Below are 19,885 nucleotides of genomic sequence, written 5' to 3'. Positions count from 1 at the left end.
TTCGATGTCCGTACGACGCACACGTAAAGACGATGGCAGCCAATGGACAGTTGCGGACAGCCGCAGCGTTTACGGGATTCGCCATTGGGGGGCCGGGTATTTCGCGATCAATGAAGCCGGTCGCGTCGAAGTACGTCCGAACGGCCCGAGCAGCTCGCCTATCGATCTGTTCGAGCAAGTCGACCAACTGCGCAAGAGCGGTTTGTCCTTGCCGCTGCTGGTGCGGTTCCCCGACATCCTGCAAGACCGTGTCCGTCAGTTGACCGGCGCTTTCGATTCCAACATCGAGCGTCTGGAATACCAGAGCAAATACACCGCGCTGTACCCGATCAAGGTCAACCAGCAGGAAGCGGTGATCGAGAACATCATCGCCACCCAGAACGTCTCCATCGGTCTGGAAGCCGGCTCCAAGCCTGAACTGCTGGCCGTGCTGGCGCTGGCGCCGAAGGGCGGCACCATCGTCTGCAACGGTTACAAGGACCGCGAGTTCATCCGTCTGGCGCTGATGGGCCAGAAGCTCGGCCACAACGTGTTCATCGTCATCGAGAAAGAATCCGAAGTCGGCCTGGTGATCGAAGAAGCCGCCTCGCTGAAGGTCAAGCCGCAGGTGGGTCTGCGCGTGCGCCTGTCGTCGCTGGCCTCGTCGAAATGGGCGGACACCGGTGGCGAAAAATCCAAATTCGGTCTGTCGGCGGCGCAACTGCTGTCGGTGGTCGAGCGCTTCCGTGGCGCCGGTCTGGATCAGGGCATCCGCCTGCTGCACTTCCACATGGGTTCGCAGATTGCCAACCTCGCTGACTATCAGCACGGCTTCAAGGAAGCGATCCGTTATTACGGCGAATTGCGCAACCTCGGTCTGCCGGTCGATCACATCGACGTCGGCGGCGGCCTCGGTGTCGACTACGACGGCACGCATTCGCGCAACGCCAGTTCGATCAACTACGACATGGACGATTACGCCGGTGTCGTGGTCGGCATGCTCAAGGAATTCTGCGACGCGCAGAGTCTGCCGCATCCGCACATCTTCTCCGAGAGTGGCCGTTCGCTGACCGCGCACCACGCAATGCTGGTTGTGCAGGTCACCGACGTCGAGAAACACAACGACGAAATCCCGCTGATCGAAAACAAGGAAAGCCTGCCGGAAACCGTGCAGTGGCTGGTCGATCTGCTCGGCCCGACCGACATCGAAATGGTCACCGAAACCTACTGGCGCGCCACCCACTACATGAGCGACGTGGCCGCGCAGTATGCCGACGGCAAGCTGACCCTGGCGGAAAAAGCCCTCGCCGAGCAGTGCTACTTCGCCGTGTGCCGTCGCCTGCACAACTCGCTGAAAGCGCGTCAGCGTTCGCACCGCCAGGTGCTCGACGAACTCAACGACAAGCTGGCCGACAAGTACATCTGCAACTTCTCGGTGTTCCAGAGCCTGCCGGACACCTGGGCGATCGATCAGGTGTTGCCGATCATCCCGCTGCATCGCCTCGACGAAGAGCCGCTGCGCCGCGCGGTGCTGCAGGATCTGACCTGCGACTCCGATGGCAAGATCAACCAGTACGTCGACGAGCAGAGCATCGAAACCAGCCTGCCGGTGCACGCGTTGAATGAAGGCGAAGATTACCTGCTGGGCGTGTTCCTGGTCGGTGCCTATCAGGAAATCCTCGGCGACATGCACAACCTGTTCGGTGACACCGACTCGGTGAACATCTACCAGAACGCCGACGGCAGCGTTTACCACGCCGGTATCGAGACCCACGACACCATCGAAGACATGCTGCGTTACGTGCACTTGTCGCCGGAAGAACTGATGACCCACTACCGCGACAAGTGCGCCAGTGCCCGCATCAGTGCCAGCGAGCGCACGCAGTTCCTCGATGCCTTGCGACTGGGCCTGACCCGCTCCTCCTATCTGTCTTCCTGAGACCCGATAGCGTTCCGCCCGGGTTGTCCGATTTTTTCCGCAAGCTGTGGAAAATTCGGATAACCCGGTGGGACATCTCCTGATTTTTTCACGAAAACCTGTGCGATCACGGTCAGCAAACTCATCTGGTCTGCTTTTCGCGTAGGTCATTTCCTAAGTTGTACTTCGCCTCTCTACTCGGCCATGCCTCTCGGCGAGAATCCCCGGCCGCCCCTCCTGTAGAGATCCGCCCATGTTCGATCCAGTCAACGAGCCGTCGTTTCGTCTCGATGTAGCGGGCCTGTCCGACCCCTTCGAAGTTCTCGCCTTTACCGGAAGGGAAGCGCTCAGCGAACCCTTTGCCTTCGAGATCGATGTGGTGATCGACGATCCGCATCTGGATCTTGCCAGCCTGCTGCATCGTTCTGCGTTCCTGTGCTTCGGCTCGCCCGGCCAGGGTGTGCACGGGCAGTTGCACAGCCTTGTCCAGCACGAGCATGGCCATGGCTTGCGTTTGTGTCGAGTGCGTCTCGGGCCGAGGCTCGACTGCCTCGACCTGCGTTTGAGCCAGCGCATCTTCAGTGGCCGCTGCGTGCCGCAGATCATCGAACAGGTTCTGCGCGAGCATGGCATCGTCGGCTTGCAACGACGTTTCGACCTGCATAGCGACTACCCGACCCGCACCTTCTGCACGCAATACCGCGAATCCGATCTGCAACTGCTCCAGCGCCTGTGCGCAGAGGCGCGCATTCACTATTACTTCGAGCATCACCGCGACAGGCACTGCCTGGTGTTCGGCGACGATCCGACGCGAATGCCCCATGCAGACGTCGCGCCCTATCAGGACGAGCATGACCAGCGTGGCGTCGCTCCAGCCGTCCGCCAATGGCAACTGCACGAAGACTCGCAGGCCAGCCAGCGAGGCCCCAGTGCCGAAGGCCACAGCGATCTGCCCGCCTTGCGCAGCGGTCAGTGGTTGCCCCTGGACGACCATCCTTTCATCGAATGCAACCGCCCATGGTTGCTGACCCGCATCGAGCACCGTGCCGATCAGTCTCTCGAACCGCCCTATTGCAATCGCCTGTTCGCGGCCGCGCGGGTACCCGTCTGTGCGCCCGCCGCTGCGCAGTCCAAGCAGCGCATGCACAGCCTGCAGCGAGCCTGGGTGGTCACCGTCGATGAGCCGCAGCCGGATTGCTCGCGGCCGGTGGCGGTGCAATTCGACTGGCTCTATCAGGGCGAAGGGGCTTCGCCAAGTCATTGCTGGCTGCCCCTCGCGCCTGACTTGAACGAGCTGCCCTCGGCGGCACTCGCTGATGGTGTGGAAGTGGTGGTGAGTTTTCTTGAGGGCGATCCCGATCAGCCGGTGGTCAGTGGCGTGCTCCAGCCCTCAGTGTTGCCAGAGGCTGCGGTCGAGGACGATGATCCGGTATCGCTCCCAGAACTGCTGGTGAGCGATGGGTTGCAGCAACTGTTGCAGTCTGGCGAGCCGTTGCTGCTGCTGTGCCTGATGCCGGGCGGTGGCAGCTTCAACCACTGCGCCGAGTCCGTGTGCAGTTGCCGGCTGCTCACCGCGCTCGATCAGAGCAGCGCACGATGAGCGGCGCGGCGCTTGAGCCCATGGCGCAATGGCTGTTGCTCGATACCCCGGACGCGGCACGCGCCCTGCTGACCTTGCGCCAGGGCTTTGCCGATGTGCAGCGTCACCGATTGTTTGACGGCACCGAATTTCAGCCGGTCAGTGAGCACGGTCCGGTCCTCGTCGACTTGCGCGAGAGTCCGGCATTGACCGCCTTGTGCCTGCGCGATCCGGACACCTGGCGTGGCCTGTTGCTGAGCTGCGAGATACCGGCGCAGCAGCTGCTCAGCCACTTGCAGCGCATGCTTACCGTCTCGTTCGGTTTGAATCACCGGGCCTTGCTCAGCTATTACAACCGTCAGACCGCCAGCTATTTCTTCGACGCCTGCGACGCCGCGCAACTGAGTCGCTGGCTCGGGCCAATCCGCCAGTTGCGCTGGTTTGGCGGCACCTGGGCCGACCGCGCCATCGGCAGTCAGGGCTGGCAACAGCTGCGCAATCCCGGCCTGCTCGTCGAACCTTTGGGCATCGAAGAAAGCCTGACCCGGCGCCAGCGCGAGCGCTTGCAAACCTGTCTGCTGGAGCAGCACATCTGGCGCTGGTGCCAGTCTCTGAGCGTTGATTACCAGACGATCGCTGTGCATGTGCAACAAGGTCTGGCGCTGGGTTTCAGCGATCGTGCTGTGCTCGATGGCTGGCTGTGGCTGCGGCTGCTCAATCCGCGCGCCGTGCTGGTCGTGCCGCCGGCCGGACTGACGCAGCCGGAACGGCTCGACTTCCTGCGTCGGCAGTGGGGCGCGGGCTGACTGTCCGTCAGTGAGCCTTGCCGCTGAACCAGCCATCGCGGCGTTTCAGCCACAGGGCTTGCGCGCCAAGGGTCACGCTGCGCAAGACCATGAACAGCAGAAAAGATATCCACAGGCCGTGATTGCCCAACGCTTGCAAGAGCCAGGCGAACGGCAGGAGCAACAACACCGTCAGCAGCATGCCGTTGCGCATTTCCCGCGCGCGGGTAGCGCCGATGAACAGGCCGTCGAGCAGGTAACTCCACACCGCAATCAACGGCAGCACGGCGAGGTAGGGCAGGTAGACGAACGCCGTCTCGCGCACGCTCTGAATATCGGTCTGCATCTCGATGAACAGGTGCCCCGCCAGCAGAAACAGCACAGCGAATCCGAGGCTGGCGATCAGCGACCAGCCGCCGGCCACCACCAGCGATCGACGCAATGCCAGGCGATCCCGTGCGCCAATGGCATGGCCGCACAAGGCTTCGACCGCGTGGGCCAGGCCATCCAGTGCGTGGGCCGTCAGCAGCAGGCCATTGAGCAGCAGGGCGTTGGCCGCTACGGTCGCATCGCCGAGCCGTGCGCCCTGCACGGTGATCAGGAAGAACACCGATTGCAGGGCGAGGCTGCGGATGAAAATGTCACGGTTGACCGCCAGCAGCGGCCGCCAGCTCTGCCAGACTCTCAGTGCCGACCAGATGATCTGCCCCGGATAGGCGCGCAATGCCGTGCGCGTCAGCCACAGGCCGAGCAGGGCGCCGCTCCATTCGGCGATTACCGAAGCCCGCGCCGAGCCGACCACGCCCCAGTCCAGGCCAATCACAAACCACAGGTTGAGCACGATGTTGATCAGGTTGGTGCTCAGCAGAATCGCCAGCGGCGCTCGGGCGTTCTGCGTGCCGAGGAACCAGCCGACCAGCGCATACGTCGCCAGCGCGGCGGGCAGGCCAAACAGGCGCGTGTGGAAAAACTCCCGGGTCAGTTGCTCCAGCTCCGCCGACGGCTGCATGAAGTGCAGAGCGACGCCGCTGAGCGGCACGCCGAGGCCGCCGAGCACGACGGCCAAGCCCAGTGCCAGCAACAGACCCTGCAAGAGAATCTGCCGCAACGCCGCGCCATCGCTGCGCCCGGCAGCCTGCGCGGCAAAACCGGTGGTGCCCATGCGCAGAAAACCCATCGCCCAGGCGAGAAACGTGTACAGACTGGCGCCGACCGCCACCGCGCCCAATTGATGGGCATGGGGCAAGTGACCAATGACAGTGCTGTCGACCAGCGCCACCAGCGGCACGGAAATATTGGAAAGAATCATCGGCGCGGCGAGTGCCCAGACCTTGCGGTGAGTCGGGCGGTCGCGCCAGTCGGTAATCAGTGAGGACATGCAGGCTCCTTGGGGAGCGGGGATTGTAGCGGCAGAAACACCCTCACCCCAGCCCTCTCCCAGAGGGAGAGGGGCCGATCTTCGTCGCTCTCAAGCGTGAGTTCGACTCGATATTGCAGGTCGGTGGAGAATTTCAAAGCAACGCGGTCAGCTCCCCCTCTCTCCGGGAATGGGAGAGGGAGCCGATCTTCGTCGCTCTCAAGCGTGAGTTCGACTCGATATTGCAGGTCGGTGGAGAATTTCAAAGCAACGCGGTCAGCTCCCTCTCTCTCCGGGAATGGGAGAGTGAGCCGATCTTCGTCGCTCTCAAGCGTGAGTTCGACTCGATATTGCAGGTCGGTGGAGAATTTCAAAGCAACGCGGTCAGCTCCCTCTCTCTCCGGGAATGGGAGAGGGAGCCGATCTTAGTCGCTCTCAAGCGTGAGTTCGACTCGATATTCCAGGTCGGCGGAGAATTTCAAAGCAACGCGGTCAGCTCCCTCTCCCTCTGGGAGAGGGCTGGGGTGAGGGGCTTTTGAAGCGCTAGTGAATAATCCAGCTCAACAACCACAACCCCAGCAACAACCAGATGATCCCGGCAATGATCGACGCGTTCATGAATGCCCGGATCGCCGACCACAGCAGCATCAGGCCTACGATCAGCGCGATGATGCTGATGATCGAGGTGTCCATCCCCAGCGTCTGCGCCAGGCCGTCGACAAAGTTGCCGCCGGCGTTGCTGAGCATATTGAACAGGCCACTGAGGCCGTCGACGATAAAGCGGATGATCGAACCGAGTGCCTGGCCGAGCCATTCGAAAAAGCTTTCTACACGCATGTGTGCATCCCTGATGAAAGAGCTGAGCCTTGGGCCACGCCGAGGGCGGCCGAGTTCCCTGCATGATAGAAGGTTTGCCCGGATCATGTGTGGGAGCGAGCCTGCTCGCGAAGGCGGCGTGTCAGGCAAATCCGGTCTGGATGATCCACCGCCTTCGCGAGCAGGCTCGCTCCCACAATAGATCATCTGCGCTGCTTGCCTTCAGCCCGCATCCCCCCGAAGCTATGCGTCTTCAGGAGAGCCCGATGAACCTTGTTGAACTGACCGAACGCCTGCATGCCATTCGCGACCGCAATGACTGGCGGCAATTTCACAGCCCGAAAAACCTCGCCATGGCCGCCAGCGTGGAAATGGCCGAGCTGGTGGAAATCTTCCAGTGGCTGACAGAAGACCAGTCGCGCCAGTTGCCGGCGGACAAGCTCGCCCACGCCGGGCAGGAAGTCGGCGATATCGTCCTGTATCTGTTGCTGCTGTGCAGCGAACTGGGTCTGGACATGAATGAAGTGGTGCGCGCCAAGCTCGCCGACAGCGAACGGCGGTTCAGCTGATGAGCGACCGTCATTTCGACCAGTTGGCCACGCGCTTCGCGGAAAAAATCTACGGCGGCGCCAAAGGCGCGATTCGCCTCGCGGTGTTGCAGGCCGACCTGAGCGAGGCCTTGCCGGATCGGCCGCTGCGCGTGCTGGATATCGGCGGTGGCCTTGGGCACATGTCGCTGTGGCTGGCCGAGCGCGGTCATGACGTCACCTTTACCGAGCCGGCTGAGCCGATGCTCGAGGGTGCGCGCCAGCGTTTTGCCGAAGCCGGACACACCGCGACATTCATACAGGCGCCGTGGCAGGAACTGCCCGGTCAGCTCACCGAGCCCTACGATCTGGTGATCTGCCACGCCGTGCTGGAATGGCTCGCCGAACCCCACGCGATCCTGCCGGTGCTGCATCAACTGACCAAGCCTGGCGGCTGGCTGTCGCTGGCGTTCTACAACCGTGACGCGCTGATTTATCGCAATCTGCTCAAGGGCCATTTCAAGAAAATGCGCAAGAACGTCATGGCCGGCGAGAAGCAGAGCCTGACCCCGCAGCAGCCTCTCGACCCACGGGAATTGGCAACGCAACTCGCCGGTATGTGGCAGGTCGAAAGTCAGAGCGGCGTACGGGTATTTCACGATTACATGCCGGTGGAATTCCAGGCCCGCGCCGAACTGGCGGACTTGCTGGAAATGGAACTCGCGCACCGTCGTCACCCAGGCTTCGCCGGGCTTGGGCGTTACTTGCACTGGATCTGCCGGCCGATCTGAGCGGAGCGCGACATGAAAGCTCAATGCGGGTTATTGCTGATAAGTCTGGGGTTGGCCGCTTGCCAAGGCAGCAACCCCTACGTGGCGCAGTCACGGCCGTTGCCGCCGGCACCGCCGCAAGCCGCCACCACCTTCGACCGCAGCGCCTACCCGGCGTCGCCGCGTGATTACGGGCGCTACCGCAACTGGGCCTGGCGCAACGGGCAGTTGCCGCCGGGCACGGCGTGGGCTGACTCGGCGCAAGTGGCCGAGGCGGTCAGCAACGCCCTCGACCAGCGCGGCTTGCGGCCGATGCGCGACAACCGCCCGGCGGACCTGCTGGTCAGCGCCGATCTGCGTCTGGAAACCCGTTTGCGCCAGGTTCGCGACGACTACGGCTACTACGGCGGATACGGCGGCTATGATCGTTATGGTCGCGGTTACGGCATGTACAACAGCGTGCCGATCGTGCGCACCTATCAAGAGCAGGTCGTGGTGGTGCGGGTCGATCTGTTCGATGCCGGCAATGGTCAGCCAGTGTGGAGCGCCAGCGCCGAGACCGGCACCCAGGGCAATCAGATCGAACGCGCCGATGCGATCCGCGAGGCTGTGGAAAAAGCCATGGCGGCGTATCCTCCCAGCTGACGTCGTGTCAGCAGGTTCATGTCTTCACCCGGAGAAAAATCATGTTCCGCCGTCTCGCTCTACTCGCTGTTGCTGCGCTGCTCAGTGCCTGCGCCGCCAATCAGGTCAATCACGATTTCGACGCCAGCCGCGACTTTGCCGCTTATCGCAGCTGGAGCTGGAAAGACCCGGCCCTGCAATATCGCCCTGATGATCCGCGCATCAAAAGCGACCTGACCGAACAGCGCATCCGCCAGGCGGTGTCCGATCAACTCGATCAGCGCGGTTTGCGTCCGGCTGCCGGCGGCGGCAAGGGTGATCTGAGCGTGCAGACTTACCTGATCGTCGAGGATCGACAGCAGCAGGTGACGACCAATTACGGCGGCGGTTGGGGCGGCCCGTGGAACGGCTACTGGGGCGCGCCGATGTACAACGAAACGCGCAACATCACCTACAAGGTCGCGACCATTCAGATCGACCTGCTCGACGGCAAGGACGGCAAACTGGTCTGGCGCGGCAGCGATGAACAAATGCTCAGCAACCGCCCGAATCCGGCTGACCGCAGCAATGCCATTCGCGAGACCGTCGCACGGATTCTGGCCAACTATCCACCGCGTTGAATGAACGGCCCTTTTCCCGCCCGGACGCAAATCCCTGTAGGAGCTGCCGAAGGCTGCGATCTTTTGATTTTCAGAGGCAAGATCAAAAAATCGCAGCCTTCGGCAGCTCCTACGGTGGTTTGCCATGCCAACAGCGCATTGTCGGCAGCCGCGTCTACACTCATTTTCACCAACGGAGGTAGCGCTCGGCACTGCGCCGGCAAAGGAGTGCGCCATGTCGCGAGGATCGCAAGGCAACGGCCCGGCCCGGCAACGCGGGGCGATCGGCTTGATGGCAGCCGCCACCTTGAGTCTGGCGCTGGTGATGATGTTGCTGGTGGTCGACAGCGGTCGCTTGTACATGGAACAGCGCAAATTGCAGCGGGTGGTCGATACCGCCGCCCTCGAAGCGGTCAGTCGCGGCGGCAATTGCCTGCCCGGGCTGAGCGCCGCCAGTTATGCCGGGCAAAGTGCGCTGCGCAATGGTTACGTGGTGGATGCCGCCAATACGCTCGTCACCACTTGCGGCACGCTGGCCACCGCTGCCAGCGGTTTGCGTAGTTTCACTGTCGATGCCACGCAATCAAGCGCAGTCAAAGTCGCTGCCAGTCGTACGGTCACCAGCAGTTTTGCTGGCGGTGTGCAGGCGTTGTTCAGCGCCACGCCGGTCAGCCTCAATACCACGCTCAATGCTTCGGCAGTTGCCGCGAAACCGCAGCCGACCGTCGCCCAACTGAATATTCGCAGCACCCTCGCAAGCATCGACACGGCGCAGTCGAACATCCTCAATCCGTTGTTTTCCGGGCTGCTCGGCGGCAACGTCAACCTCACGGCGGTGGGCTGGGACGGTTTGCTGCACACCGATATCAACCTGCTCAAATACCTCGATCAACTGGCCATCGACCTCAACGTCGGCGCCGGCAACTACTCGCAGTTGCTCAACACCCAAGCGACGGTGACGCAGTTGATTCAGGCCGCAGCGACGGTGGTGCAACTCAACGGCGCAACCGCGCAAGTGGTCACCGCGCTGGGCCAGTTGCAGGTCGCCGCGATCAACGCGGCGCCGGTCAGACTCGGCGAGATCCTGCAACTGCAGACCGGCACTACGGCGGCGGGGCTGGATGCCAATCTGCAATTGCTGCAACTGGTGCAAGGCGTGGTGCAACTGGCCAACAGCAAGAGCGCGGTGGCGGCGACCTTGCCGGTCAACGTGCTGGGGCTGGCCGGTGTCACGGTGCGGGTGAAGGTGATCGAGCCGCCGCAGTTCTCGGCGATTGGCGACCCTGCGCGGGCCAAGGCCGATCCGTTGGGGCCGGACCGGATTTATGTGCGCACCGCGCAGGTGCGCACGTTGTTGTCGGTGAATCTGCCGGTGCTCTCGGGGGTGACGGGGCTGACCAATGCGGTGCTGGGCCTGGTCGGTACGCTGACGCCGACGCTCAATGCGCTGTTGAGCCTGAATCTGGTGGACACGCTCAATTCAGTGTTCTGCCTGTTGGGTGCCGGCTGCCAACAGCTCGATCCGAAGCTGCTGCCCTCACCGCAGATCGACATCGCGCTGGATGCCGGCGGGGCGAAAAGCTATGTCACCGATTACCGCTGCCCGACCGGCGATACCGACAGCAAAAGCCTGACTGCCGCCACCACAACCTCTCTGGCAGATCTCAAACTCGGCAAGATCGATCCTGTCGCGGCGTTCTCTTCAGTCGCCGAACCAACGGTGGCGCCGTTGCCGCTGGTCGATCTCGGCATCATCACCTGCCACAAGATTCTCGGCATCGGCAGTTGCGATGCCGCCTCCCACGTGCAATACGGCGCGGGCGGCATCGCCCTCAAACTCGACACCAGCGTCGCGCAGACCACGCAGAATCTGCTGTTTTCCAGCACCACTCCCTTCGCCACCCCGGCCAATCTGAAACTGCCGCCGAGCCTGCTGCCGGCCGCGCCGACCAGCAACATCGTCGGCAGCCTGGCAAACACGCTGTCCGGCATCAACCTGATCGTCTACAAACCCGTGGGCAGCAATCCGCTGGGCGCCATCGTCACCGGTGTGGCTTCACTGATCAGCGATGTCAGCAACCGCTTGTTGCCGGTGGTCACCGGGCTGATCAGCCCATTGCTTGATCCGCTGTTGAACAATCTGCTCAAGGGTCTGGGCATCAATCTGATGAACACCGAGGTGGGCGCCAACATGACCTGCGGGCAGACCGGCAAGGCCTATCTGGTGATCTGATCATCCGTGGCAATCGGCAATTCGATGCAGAACCGTGCGCCCTCCGTGGAGTTGCGCACGCTCAACTGGCCGCCCATGTTGGCGATGATGCCGTAGCTCACCGACAGGCCCAGGCCGGTGCCGACGCCAATCGGCTTGGTGGTGAAGAACGGCTCGAAGATCCGCTCCAGCAAACGCGGATCGATGCCGCCGCCATTGTCCTCGACCCACAAGCGCACGCTTTCCTCGTCACGTTCGGCGTAGATTGAAATCCACGGTTTGAATGCCGGGTCGTGCTCGCGCTTGCCGAGCAGGGCGTCACGGGCGTTGACCATCAGGTTGATCAGCACCTGCTCCAGTTGATCGACGTAGCCGCGCACCTGCGCCTCGAAGCCGGTCTCGCTGATGCGCAGATCGACACCTTTGCCGCGCATGCCCTCGGCCAGCAGTGACAAGGTGCCTTCGATGGCTTGGGCCGGATTGAACAACTGTTGTTCGATTTCCGAGCGGCGACCGAACACACGCATGTGGTCGACCACCTTCGCTGCGCGTTGAACCTGAGCGTCGATACGGTTGAGTTTGTCGGTCAGGTAATCGACCTGCACATCACCGTTGCCGAGGCGTTTGAGCACGTTGACGATGGCCATGCGCATCACGTTCAGCGGCTGATTGATTTCGTGGGCGAGGCCGGTGGCCATTTCGCCGAGGGTGGCCATTTTCGCGCTTTGGGTGAGTTGCTGTTGCGAGCGGCGCACCTCGGTGTTGTCGCGGCCCACCGCTTGCACTTCGATCAACTGCCCATGCTCATCGAACACGCCGCGATCCGACCAGACCCACCAGGCGTGTTCGCGTCCGGGCAATTGCAGGCTGATTTCGGCGGTGCTCACTGGCTGTTCCGGGGTCAGTTGGCTCAGGCGCTGCACAAACGCGCCGCGCTGTTCTTCGGACATCCAGCCACCCAGATCAACGCCGGGCAGTTGTTCCGGGGTGCATTCCAGATAAGTCGCCAAGGGTCGGTTGCCGAAGATCAGCGTCAGGTCCGGGCGATAACGGCAGATCATCGCCGGCGAATCCTCTACCAGAATCCGGTAGCGCTCCTCGCTCTGCCGCACCTGCTCGGCGGCAAGCGTCGCGTCGGTGACATCCAGCCACAGGCCCACCGCCTCGACCGGCAGCCCGAGATCATTGCGCAGCAGTTTTGCCTCATCGAGCAGCCAGTGATACTCGCCACGGTTGTCGCGCAGGCGATAACGCGCACGCACCGAGCCTTCACGCAGCAACTGGCGGTTGCGCTGGAAATACAGTTCGCGGTCGTCGGGGTGCACGCGCTCGACCAGCGCTGTCGTGTCGCAATCTTCCAGCGTCCAGCCCAGCAAGGGTTGCAGGCTGGCGCTGAAAAACGCCGGGATCAACGCGCCTTCTGCGTAGCGCTGCACGTAGATCACCGCCGGCGAACTGGCGATCAGATTGTCCAGCCGCGCATGGGCGGCAGCGGCGCGCTGTTGTTGATTCTGGATGTCGCTGATGTCGAGCATGAACCCGACCAGACGCCGATGCTCACCGATGCCGCTGACCTGGCCCTGAATCCGGTACCACGTCAATGCTGCGCCTGCCTCCGCGTGGTGTAGACGCACGCTCAGGGTCAGCGCTTCGCCCTGCCATTGCAGGGCGCGCAAACGGCTGCGCAATTCGTCGCGGTCGGCGGGATGAAACAGCGACAGCCAGTCCTCTACCGGCAGCAGGTGATCGCTGAGATTCAGTGCCGAGGCCAGCGTCGGCGCCAGCGCAATCTGCTCTTCGGCACTGATTTCCCACCAGCCAGTGCCGAGCAGGTTTTGCAGGGAATCAAGACGTTCCATCGATTGCACATGGCGCTGCTCGCGCAAGCGGCTGAGCAGCGGTCCGGCCAGCGCACCGGCCAAGGTCAGCCAGTCGCGATCGGTCAGCCATGGCGCCACGTTGTCGACCGTGTAAAACCCGCAAAGCAGCCATGCGACCACGCCTTGATCATTGCTGTAGGGCACAGCGAACCCGTTGGCGTTGCCGAACGTGGCCTGCAATCGCGAATGTTCATAGCGGCCCTGCGGGCCGGCGAGGCGTTGCGGTGCGCTGCCGTTGAGGCTGTCCAGCGGCGTGCCCAATGGCTGGCCGTCCTCCCACAGTTGCGGGGCGTCGTGGGCACGAAACTGTTGATGAATCTGCCAGCCCTGGGCCTGTTCATCCAGCAAGGCCACGGCGAGGCAGGGGATGTGCCAGCGCTGGGCGATGGCCTGCAATTGTTCGCCGAGCACCATCGGCAAACGCGTCAGGCTGCAGGTGCGCAGGCGATCGCTGACTTGCGCGGCGAGGGCCTGGCAGGCGTCGCGGTCGCGCGCTTGCTGACGTTCGAGCAACAGGTCGGCGATGTCGAGCAGCTGCAATCGCCAGCCATCCTCCAGCGGCTGCACCCAGCCGCGCAGGTGGAGCGGCTGATCATTCAGGCCGGTGAAATCCAGATCGAGCAATTGCCCGTGCCAGTCCCGCGGCTGGCCTTCGACGCTCAGCAGGCTATGCGGCAGCAGATAGGCGCGAAGCGGCAGCGGCTGACCCTGAGGTTTGTGCTGGGCGAGCAAATGCCGCAGCGGGCCGGCGATCTGCAACACATCGCCGTTGCCATCCAGATAAAAATGCAGGCCGATCGGCGGCGCGCCGAGGTGGTCCGGCAATTCGTGGGCTGCGGCGGGGGCGCGCTTGAGCAAGCGCCCGAAAAGCTTATCGCCGGCGGTCAAAATTGCAGGCTCGAGCGGGCGATGAGGTGCGTGGGCAGATTAGGCACCGTGCCGATCCCGGGCAGCACCAGAAACGGCATGATCTGATTGAGCTTGCTCACCGGGTAATTGACGCTGACGGTCAGGGTGCCGGTCCCCGCGTCGTAAGCCGCACTGGTGTCGGTCCCGACCACCAGATTCAATGCCGAGGGCAGCCATTGCAGTTGTTGGGTCAGCGCAGCATTGGCGGTGTTGACCACCACCGTCGAATAGTTCGGCGTGGTCGGGTCCACCGCAACGCTGCGGCGCACCGCCTCAGCGGTGGCCTGGTTGAACGATTGCATCATCACGAAGGGCAGGCCGTAGCTGACCAGCCCGTAAAACACTGCGAAAAAGATGATGAACACCAAGGCGAATTCGATCGCCACCGCACCTTTTGCGACCTGCGAAAGCCGTTTTTCATGCGTGCGTCTACCCTGACAGTCACTGCGTAGTATCAGCATAGAATCAATCAGGCAAAACGGACGGCTTTCAGCGCATGCAGATTTCCCTTGTTCTGATCTGGCTGGCGATCTGCGCCGCGCAAGATGCCCGGCAGCGGCGAATTTCCAACGCATTGACGTTAGGCGTGGGCGCGCTGGCGCTGGTCTGGTTGCTGGCGACCGGCAGCACCTGGCTGGGTGCCGACGCGGGGCAGGGCGGCTGGGCCTGCCTGATCGCTTTGCTGCTGACGCTGCCCGGTTATTTCATGGGCCGCATGGGCGCTGGTGATGTGAAATTAATGACAGCCCTGGGTCTTGCGACGAACGGCATATTCGTTCTTGGCGCGTTTATCGGCGCTGGCCTGGCCAGCGTGCTGTGGCTGCTGCTCGCGCCAAAAGTCTGGCCTCATATGGCTCAAGGGCTTAGAGCGCATCTGCGTCATCTGGCCCCGGACAAGTCAAAAAAGCTGCCATTTGCGCCGTTCGTGTGGGTAGGGGTAGTGCTTTCGCTGTACTGGATCACCTGATCGCGGGGTGCCACTAGTCCTATGTACATAGTCGGAAAGTGGGTCTACTTTCAATTCAGGCGAATACGCCACCAAAGTGCAGGAATCGTCAGCGTTGGCCGAGCAAATGGAGTGGTTCGTGAACAAGCCTAATTCGGTAAAAATCCTCGTGGTCGATGATCAGCCGCTGATCGTCGAAGAACTCTGTGAGTTTCTCGAGAGCAGTGGCTACCGTTGCGTGCCGTGCGACTCAAGCCTTGAAGCCATCGAGCTGTTCAGGGCGGACCCGGACATCGGTCTGGTGCTGAGTGATTTGCACATGCCGGACATGGACGGCATCGAGTTGATCCAGGCTTTGCAGCGGCTGGCCGGCAAGCAGCGGGTGTTCGAGGCGATCATGCTCACCGGGCGCGCTGACAAGCAGGATGTGATCAAGGCGTTGCGTGCGGGGATTGCCGATTACTATCAGAAGCCGATTGATCTGGCTGAGTTGCTCGAGGGGGTGCAGCGTCAGGAGCTGGCTTTGCAGGAACGGCAGAAGAATCTGCATCTGGGTCATCTGAATCAGAAGTTGCAGTTCTTGTCCGAGTCGATCGATGACCTTTATCAGGATCTGGACAAGGTGCGGCGCTCGCCCGCGCCGGTGCTGGCCGATGGTGAGCCTGAGCCTGCCGAGATGCCGGCGGTGTTCAGTCAGTTGTCGCCCCGGCAGTTGGATGTGGCGCGGTTGGTGGGCAAGGGGCAGACCAATTATCAGATTGCCTGTGAGTTGGGGATTACCGAGAACACGGTGAAGCTGTATGTGTCGCAGGTGTTGCGGTTGACGCATATGCATAATCGGACGCAGTTGGCTTTGGCCCTTTCGCCCGTTGGATCTGCTGGGCGGCAGCGGGTTACTGCGCATTGACTTGGCGGCCTTTGGGCCGACCATGCTTTGGGTGGTTGGGGTGAATATCCGTTTTTTGGTGTCGCTGATTACGGTTCCGCCCTTACGGCGGGTCACTTTTGGCAAACGCCCCCCGTGTCAGCCTACCTGTCACCTCTGTTGATTGACTCAACCATTCATGGGGGCGAAGGTGTCTAGCAATGCCGAAGCGTTATGACGATGACTTCAGAGACTGGGCTGTTCTTCAAATGATGCCGCCCTTAAACCGTTCCGTAGCAGAGCTCGCCGTTGCAATCGGCGTCACCCCACAGTCACTGCGAAACTGGAGGCAAATGGCTAGAGATAAAGGATTGATTGTTCCTGGGAATAATAAAACCAGCAATCAGTGGTCCAGCGCCGACAAATTCAACGCCGTTCTGGAAACCGCGCCGTTGAGCGAGGTAGAGCTTTCACAATATTGCCGAATCAAGGGCATTTATCCTGAGCAGATTCAGCAATGGCGCCAAGCTTGCCAGAATGCCAACACTGCGATGGAGCCTCAGCCCAACAAAAAACCGACCACCGAGCAAATACGGATAAAGGAGCTGGAGCGACAACTGCTTCGATCCGATGCTGATTGCAAGGAGGCGGTCGCTTTACTGGAACTCAGAAAAAAGCCAATGCGATCTGGGGCAAGGACAAGGAAGGCTGATCAGCGCCCCTGATCGTGTGCAGGCTTTGGGCCTGATCGCTGAGGCAGTGGCAAGTGGTGCACGTCGGTTTCGTGCATGCAAAGAGATCGGGCTGTGTTTGCGGACGGTTCAGCGTTGGCGACACTGCGAAGCCGACAAGCGCCAGATCATCAAGCGCGAAGCACCGTCCAACAAACTCAGCGTCGCAGAGCGTCAGGCTGTTTTGGATGCTGCTAATCAACCTGGCTACGCGAGTCTGACACCGCACCAGATTGTCCCGAAGTTAGCTGACGAAGGTATCTATCTGGCATCGGAATCAACATTCTATCGGGTGCTGAAAGAGGCAAATCAGAATAGCCGTCGAGGCCGAGCCAAAGCTCCGAAGCGCCGAGCTTTGACCACACATTGTGCTGATGCCCCAAATCGAGTTTGGTGTTGGGATATCACGTGGTTACCCACCACCGTTAAAGGTCGCTTTTACTACTGGTACATGGTCAAAGACATCTATAGCCGCAAATTAGTGACCAACGAAGTACACGAATCCGAACGCGCAGAACATGCATGCGTACTGCTTGAAAAAGGATGCTTACGAGAGCGTACGGCGGGTCGTCCGCTGGTACTGCACTCGGACAACGGTCACGTAATGAGAGGCTCGCTTCTTCGAGAAAGCATGATTGCATTGGGCGTCGAACCGTCGTTCAGCCGACCCCGAGTAAGCAATGACAACGCCTATGCCGAAGCGCTTTTTCGTACGGCTAAGTATTGCCCGCTGTGGCCCGAGCGGCCCTTCGACAACCTCACGGAAGCACGACTCTGGGTGCAGAAATTCGTTGAGTGGTACAACGACGAGCATCGTCATAGCGCCTTGAAATACGTGACGCCCAATGAGCGTCACGAAGGCAAGGCACCTGCGTTACTGCAGGCACGGGAGAATCTTTACAAGGCAGCCAAAGCAACTAACCCCAGCCGTTGGAGCGGCGAAGTACGTAATTGGAAACTCGCAAACGCTGTTTACCTGAATCCAGAGCGCCCTGAAACAAGGGCGTAATAGACTCCTAAAACAGCCGTGAAGCGACAGATACGTTGACACGCACCGAACGCCCCAAAAGTAACCAAAAGGTCTTCGCCCTGACGTTCGGCCCGCTCGCTGGGGCTCGGGGTTCCTTCGCTCCGGGATCGATCCTGGCGCAGCGGCTCCGGTTTGCTTCGCTGCACCTCCTTCCGCTGTGTACGACTGCGTCGTACGGTCGCTGCGCTCCCACGCCCGGATCAATCCCTCCACTCAGCCTGCCGACGGGCTCCCAGATCAAGATCAAAAGCTACTCGAGCTTGCGCTCATTGTTGAGTGGTGCGGCTTCGCCGCGGGCAGCTGTGCTGCTTTTGCTTTCTGTGGGAGCGAGCCTGCTCGCGAAGGCGGCCTGACAGCCGACCTGTTCTTAATTGGTACGCGATCCAACTGTAGGAGCTGCCGAAGGCTGCGATCTTTGCTTTTGCTTTTGCTTTTGCTTTTGCTTTTGCTTTTGCTTTTGCTTTTGCTTTTGCTTTTGCTGTTCTGTAGGAGTGAGCCTGCTCGCGATGAGGCCGGCCGGTCCGCCGATAACTCGAAGTCGTTTAAATCTGATGCGAGATAACCAGAACCTTCCCACAAGGTTTTCAGGTTGTCCGTCGGACGTCGGGTCACTAGTCTCTGGCTGTCGTCGAACCTTCGGCGATCGGGTGTGAGAACCCTGCTACTTATGGTCATCCAGTATCTGTGCACGCATAATCGCCGCCAGCTTGTCCGCTGTCTGCAATGTGTCATGGCGGCTGTGTGCGGGCAGACTTCGGTCTGGCCGGGTGTCCATAACCGGTATTCTCACCCCGCATACAGTTGCCACCTTTTGCCCCGTGAGAATGGCATTGGGTCGCACCGCAGATTTTGGAGAGCCGTTTTAATGGACAAACTGATCCCAGACCCACCCCCATCCCCCACCACCCCGCTCGAAGACGCCATGCGCGCCGACGATCTTGTGAAAAACCGCGAAGCGATAAAACGCGCGCTCGATTTCTATCTCTGCCCCGAACCCGCAAAACCGCACCCGCCCAGCACGCTGTTCATGGTGGTGCCCAATGTCGATACCGAAAGCTTGTTGGCGCATGCCTGTGAGTCGCTGGCGTCAGCGAGTGCGATGGCGAGTAATTTCGCTGGCGAGTTGAGCGGGTTTCAGCGCAGCACGGCTTTGGCGATTCAGCAGATTGTCATGCTGGCCGAGCTAGCCGTGAATCGGGCGCTGGATCGGGTTGATCCGCAGCGTTGAAACCGCGTTATCGTTCTTCGCGAGCAGGCTCGCTCCCACCGAAAGCACGCGGTCGACTGTGGGAGCGAGCTTGCTCGCGAAGGGCCTTCAAGCACACCACCAGACTAATTCTTGCTCTCGATCTTCCCGCCCGCATCCGGATCGTAAAAGTCCGGAATCTCGTACTGGTATTTCTTCAGCCAGCGCTGCATCGCCAGTTCGCGTTCGGTGGCGGTGGCGCTTTGGGGTTTGGGGGAGGCGGCTTTGTTGCGGCTTTGCAGGACCAGCCAGCCTTCGGTTTCCTGCTGCTGCGCAGAAGCAGGGCCGGCGTCGATGGCTTGGGCGCTGAGGGGCAGGGTGAGCAGGGTCAGGTAGCACAGGCCTTTGCGGATGGTCATGGCTGTCTCCTATTCGAGCGTCGGCGGTAACGGGTCGATGAAGGCGGCGACGCGGTCGCCGGGGGCGGCTTTGGTGTTGGTCGGGGCTTTGAGTTTTTCTGCGCGTTGCTGCGCTTCGGTGAATTGCTCCGGGGTCAGTTTCGAGCGGCTGACGATTTCCGCGGCTTGCGGCCAGTCGTTCTGGTAGAGCAGCAGGGTGACCATGTTCAGCGTCGCCAGTTGATTGTTCTGGCTCAGTTCGATGGCGGTGAGGAATTCGAATTTCGCTTCGTTGAGGCGCAGTTGGTTGAGGTAGACCACGCCGAGATCATTGCGGATTTTTTCGTCGGTGGGCGCCAGGCGCGCGGCGCGTTGCAGGTGGGCCTGGGCCTGGCCGTTGTCGCCACGGGCGGCGTAGACCTGGCCGAGGCCGTGTTCGGCCTGGGCGGTGAGGCAGCCGCCGAGCAGGCTGCGGTAGAGCGGCTCGGCTTCGCTGCGGCCGAGCAGGCGATAAACCTTGGCTTTGCGCAGGCGCACTTCGCTGAGGTTGTCCGGCAGGCTTTGCAGGTTGGCGAGGCTGGCGTGGAGCTTGCCGTCGCTGGCCAGGTCATCGGCGAGGTTCAGCGACAGTTCCTGCTCCGAGGTCAGTTTGCTGCAGCTGGACGGCGACAGCAGCGAGGTCCACGGCGCCTGGCCGTCCGTGGCGCAGCCGCTGATCAGCAACAGACTTGCCATGACTATCAGTACTTTCATCAAACGCTCTCCATGAGCCAA

The 19,885-nt window shown here is 61.4% G+C and carries 19 protein-coding genes; 13 read left to right on the top strand and 6 right to left on the bottom strand.

Translation table 11 applies throughout. The features are described from left to right. Positions 1-4 precede the first annotated feature (4 nt). From speA to ACZZ0K_RS20760, 3 genes are all read left to right on the top strand, one after another. A complete protein-coding gene (gene speA, locus ACZZ0K_RS20770) occupies positions 5-1,918 on the top strand; it encodes an arginine decarboxylase (RefSeq protein ID WP_016771856.1) in 1,914 nt (637 codons plus the stop codon). 232 nt (positions 1,919-2,150) lie between these two features. Further along, positions 2,151-3,497: a type VI secretion system Vgr family protein gene (locus ACZZ0K_RS20765; RefSeq protein WP_463559300.1), complete on the top strand. Its 1,347-nt coding sequence runs from the start codon at positions 2,151-2,153 to the stop codon at positions 3,495-3,497. After that, complete coding sequence (locus tag ACZZ0K_RS20760) at positions 3,494-4,282, top strand: DUF4123 domain-containing protein (protein ID WP_252868741.1); 789 nt, start codon at positions 3,494-3,496, stop codon at positions 4,280-4,282. The genes ACZZ0K_RS20765 and ACZZ0K_RS20760 overlap by 4 nt, the downstream gene beginning before the upstream one ends. 7 nt (positions 4,283-4,289) lie before the next feature. Here ACZZ0K_RS20760 and ACZZ0K_RS20755 read toward each other — a convergent pair whose 3' ends face one another. After that, positions 4,290-5,639 carry an MATE family efflux transporter gene (locus ACZZ0K_RS20755; RefSeq protein ID WP_095180907.1) on the bottom strand — a complete coding sequence of 450 codons (1,350 nt, stop codon included), beginning with the start codon at positions 5,637-5,639 and terminating at the stop codon, positions 4,290-4,292. A 113-nt stretch (positions 5,640-5,752) separates the two neighbouring features. On the opposite strand from ACZZ0K_RS20755, the gene ACZZ0K_RS20750 reads away from it, so the two are divergent. Next, a complete protein-coding gene (locus tag ACZZ0K_RS20750; RefSeq protein ID WP_463559299.1) occupies positions 5,753-6,157 on the top strand; it encodes a hypothetical protein in 405 nt (134 codons plus the stop codon). 4 nt (positions 6,158-6,161) lie between these two features. On the opposite strand, the gene ACZZ0K_RS20745 is transcribed toward ACZZ0K_RS20750, so the two are convergent. Next, a complete protein-coding gene (locus ACZZ0K_RS20745) occupies positions 6,162-6,455 on the bottom strand; it encodes a hypothetical protein (protein WP_073471796.1) in 294 nt (97 codons plus the stop codon). A gap of 245 nt (positions 6,456-6,700) precedes the next feature. Here ACZZ0K_RS20745 and ACZZ0K_RS20740 point away from each other — a divergent pair, with 245 nt between their 5' ends. The 5 genes from ACZZ0K_RS20740 to ACZZ0K_RS20720 all read left to right on the top strand — a co-directional run bounded on the left by ACZZ0K_RS20740 (position 6,701) and on the right by ACZZ0K_RS20720 (position 11,187). Beyond that, positions 6,701-7,003, top strand: coding sequence for a MazG-like family protein (locus tag ACZZ0K_RS20740; protein WP_016771852.1), 303 nt, complete (start codon positions 6,701-6,703; stop codon positions 7,001-7,003). Further along, positions 7,003-7,752: a methyltransferase gene (locus ACZZ0K_RS20735; RefSeq protein ID WP_073471798.1), complete on the top strand. Its 750-nt coding sequence runs from the start codon at positions 7,003-7,005 to the stop codon at positions 7,750-7,752. Before ACZZ0K_RS20740 ends, ACZZ0K_RS20735 begins: the two co-directional genes overlap by 1 nt. Before the next feature lie 12 nt (positions 7,753-7,764). After that, positions 7,765-8,376, top strand: coding sequence for a DUF4136 domain-containing protein (locus tag ACZZ0K_RS20730; protein ID WP_258707549.1), 612 nt, complete (start codon positions 7,765-7,767; stop codon positions 8,374-8,376). 41 nt (positions 8,377-8,417) lie between these two features. Next, the gene (locus ACZZ0K_RS20725) at positions 8,418-8,975 is read left to right on the top strand and encodes a DUF4136 domain-containing protein (protein WP_041480657.1); all 558 of its coding nucleotides are present in this window, start codon (positions 8,418-8,420) and stop codon (positions 8,973-8,975) included. Positions 8,976-9,189: 214 nt separating this feature from the next. Next, the gene (locus tag ACZZ0K_RS20720) at positions 9,190-11,187 is read left to right on the top strand and encodes a pilus assembly protein TadG-related protein (RefSeq protein WP_258707550.1); all 1,998 of its coding nucleotides are present in this window, start codon (positions 9,190-9,192) and stop codon (positions 11,185-11,187) included. Here the strand turns inward: ACZZ0K_RS20720 and ACZZ0K_RS20715 are convergent. Together ACZZ0K_RS20715 and ACZZ0K_RS20710 are read right to left on the bottom strand one after the other, a co-directional pair. Beyond that, the gene (locus ACZZ0K_RS20715) at positions 11,172-13,934 is read right to left on the bottom strand and encodes a PAS domain-containing sensor histidine kinase (RefSeq protein ID WP_258707551.1); all 2,763 of its coding nucleotides are present in this window, start codon (positions 13,932-13,934) and stop codon (positions 11,172-11,174) included. The genes ACZZ0K_RS20720 and ACZZ0K_RS20715 overlap by 16 nt on opposite strands. Then, positions 13,931-14,416, bottom strand: a complete 486-nt coding sequence (locus ACZZ0K_RS20710) for a TadE/TadG family type IV pilus assembly protein (RefSeq protein WP_463559298.1) — start codon at positions 14,414-14,416, stop codon at positions 13,931-13,933. Before ACZZ0K_RS20710 ends, ACZZ0K_RS20715 begins: the two co-directional genes overlap by 4 nt. A gap of 35 nt (positions 14,417-14,451) precedes the next feature. On the opposite strand from ACZZ0K_RS20710, the gene ACZZ0K_RS20705 reads away from it, so the two are divergent. The 4 genes from ACZZ0K_RS20705 to ACZZ0K_RS20690 all read left to right on the top strand — a co-directional run bounded on the left by ACZZ0K_RS20705 (position 14,452) and on the right by ACZZ0K_RS20690 (position 18,755). After that, on the top strand, positions 14,452-14,922 hold the full coding sequence (locus ACZZ0K_RS20705) for an A24 family peptidase (protein ID WP_056787729.1): 471 nt from the start codon (positions 14,452-14,454) through the stop codon (positions 14,920-14,922). A 106-nt stretch (positions 14,923-15,028) separates the two neighbouring features. Next, the gene (locus ACZZ0K_RS20700) at positions 15,029-15,808 is read left to right on the top strand and encodes a response regulator (protein WP_374046347.1); all 780 of its coding nucleotides are present in this window, start codon (positions 15,029-15,031) and stop codon (positions 15,806-15,808) included. Positions 15,809-15,987: 179 nt separating this feature from the next. Beyond that, a protein-coding gene (locus ACZZ0K_RS20695; protein ID WP_463559297.1) for an IS3 family transposase occupies positions 15,988-17,506 on the top strand; the annotation gives its coding sequence in 2 pieces (ribosomal slippage) (positions 15,988-16,454 and positions 16,453-17,506; 1,521 coding nt in all). 886 nt (positions 17,507-18,392) lie between these two features. Further along, positions 18,393-18,755 (top strand): DUF6124 family protein, encoded by a 363-nt coding sequence (locus ACZZ0K_RS20690; RefSeq protein ID WP_041480653.1) that lies wholly within the window; start codon positions 18,393-18,395, stop codon positions 18,753-18,755. A 104-nt stretch (positions 18,756-18,859) separates the two neighbouring features. On the opposite strand, the gene ACZZ0K_RS20685 is transcribed toward ACZZ0K_RS20690, so the two are convergent. Beyond that, positions 18,860-19,132, bottom strand: coding sequence for a DUF3613 domain-containing protein (locus tag ACZZ0K_RS20685; RefSeq protein WP_041480652.1), 273 nt, complete (start codon positions 19,130-19,132; stop codon positions 18,860-18,862). Positions 19,133-19,141: 9 nt separating this feature from the next. Further along, positions 19,142-19,864, bottom strand: coding sequence for a tetratricopeptide repeat protein (locus ACZZ0K_RS20680; RefSeq protein ID WP_258707553.1), 723 nt, complete (start codon positions 19,862-19,864; stop codon positions 19,142-19,144). Positions 19,865-19,885: the final 21 nt, after the last annotated feature.

The sequence above is a fragment of the Pseudomonas sp. AC255 genome (assembly GCF_979258175.1).
Note: the sequence above shows the minus strand (reverse complement) of the source record. Positions and strands in the feature narration are given on the sequence as shown.

Coding starts and splice junctions, on each gene's coding strand:
- speA (WP_016771856.1), top strand. CDS start 5: ATGTCCGTACGACGCACACGTAAAGACGATGGCAGCCAATGGACAGTT.
- ACZZ0K_RS20765 (WP_463559300.1), top strand. CDS start 2,151: ATGTTCGATCCAGTCAACGAGCCGTCGTTTCGTCTCGATGTAGCGGGC.
- ACZZ0K_RS20760 (WP_252868741.1), top strand. CDS start 3,494: ATGAGCGGCGCGGCGCTTGAGCCCATGGCGCAATGGCTGTTGCTCGAT.
- ACZZ0K_RS20755 (WP_095180907.1), bottom strand. CDS start 5,639: ATGTCCTCACTGATTACCGACTGGCGCGACCGCCCGACTCACCGCAAG.
- ACZZ0K_RS20745 (WP_073471796.1), bottom strand. CDS start 6,455: ATGCGTGTAGAAAGCTTTTTCGAATGGCTCGGCCAGGCACTCGGTTCG.
- ACZZ0K_RS20740 (WP_016771852.1), top strand. CDS start 6,701: ATGAACCTTGTTGAACTGACCGAACGCCTGCATGCCATTCGCGACCGC.
- ACZZ0K_RS20735 (WP_073471798.1), top strand. CDS start 7,003: ATGAGCGACCGTCATTTCGACCAGTTGGCCACGCGCTTCGCGGAAAAA.
- ACZZ0K_RS20730 (WP_258707549.1), top strand. CDS start 7,765: ATGAAAGCTCAATGCGGGTTATTGCTGATAAGTCTGGGGTTGGCCGCT.
- ACZZ0K_RS20725 (WP_041480657.1), top strand. CDS start 8,418: ATGTTCCGCCGTCTCGCTCTACTCGCTGTTGCTGCGCTGCTCAGTGCC.
- ACZZ0K_RS20720 (WP_258707550.1), top strand. CDS start 9,190: ATGTCGCGAGGATCGCAAGGCAACGGCCCGGCCCGGCAACGCGGGGCG.
- ACZZ0K_RS20710 (WP_463559298.1), bottom strand. CDS start 14,416: ATGCTGATACTACGCAGTGACTGTCAGGGTAGACGCACGCATGAAAAA.
- ACZZ0K_RS20705 (WP_056787729.1), top strand. CDS start 14,452: ATGCAGATTTCCCTTGTTCTGATCTGGCTGGCGATCTGCGCCGCGCAA.
- ACZZ0K_RS20700 (WP_374046347.1), top strand. CDS start 15,029: ATGGAGTGGTTCGTGAACAAGCCTAATTCGGTAAAAATCCTCGTGGTC.
- ACZZ0K_RS20690 (WP_041480653.1), top strand. CDS start 18,393: ATGGACAAACTGATCCCAGACCCACCCCCATCCCCCACCACCCCGCTC.
- ACZZ0K_RS20685 (WP_041480652.1), bottom strand. CDS start 19,132: ATGACCATCCGCAAAGGCCTGTGCTACCTGACCCTGCTCACCCTGCCC.
- ACZZ0K_RS20680 (WP_258707553.1), bottom strand. CDS start 19,864: ATGAAAGTACTGATAGTCATGGCAAGTCTGTTGCTGATCAGCGGCTGC.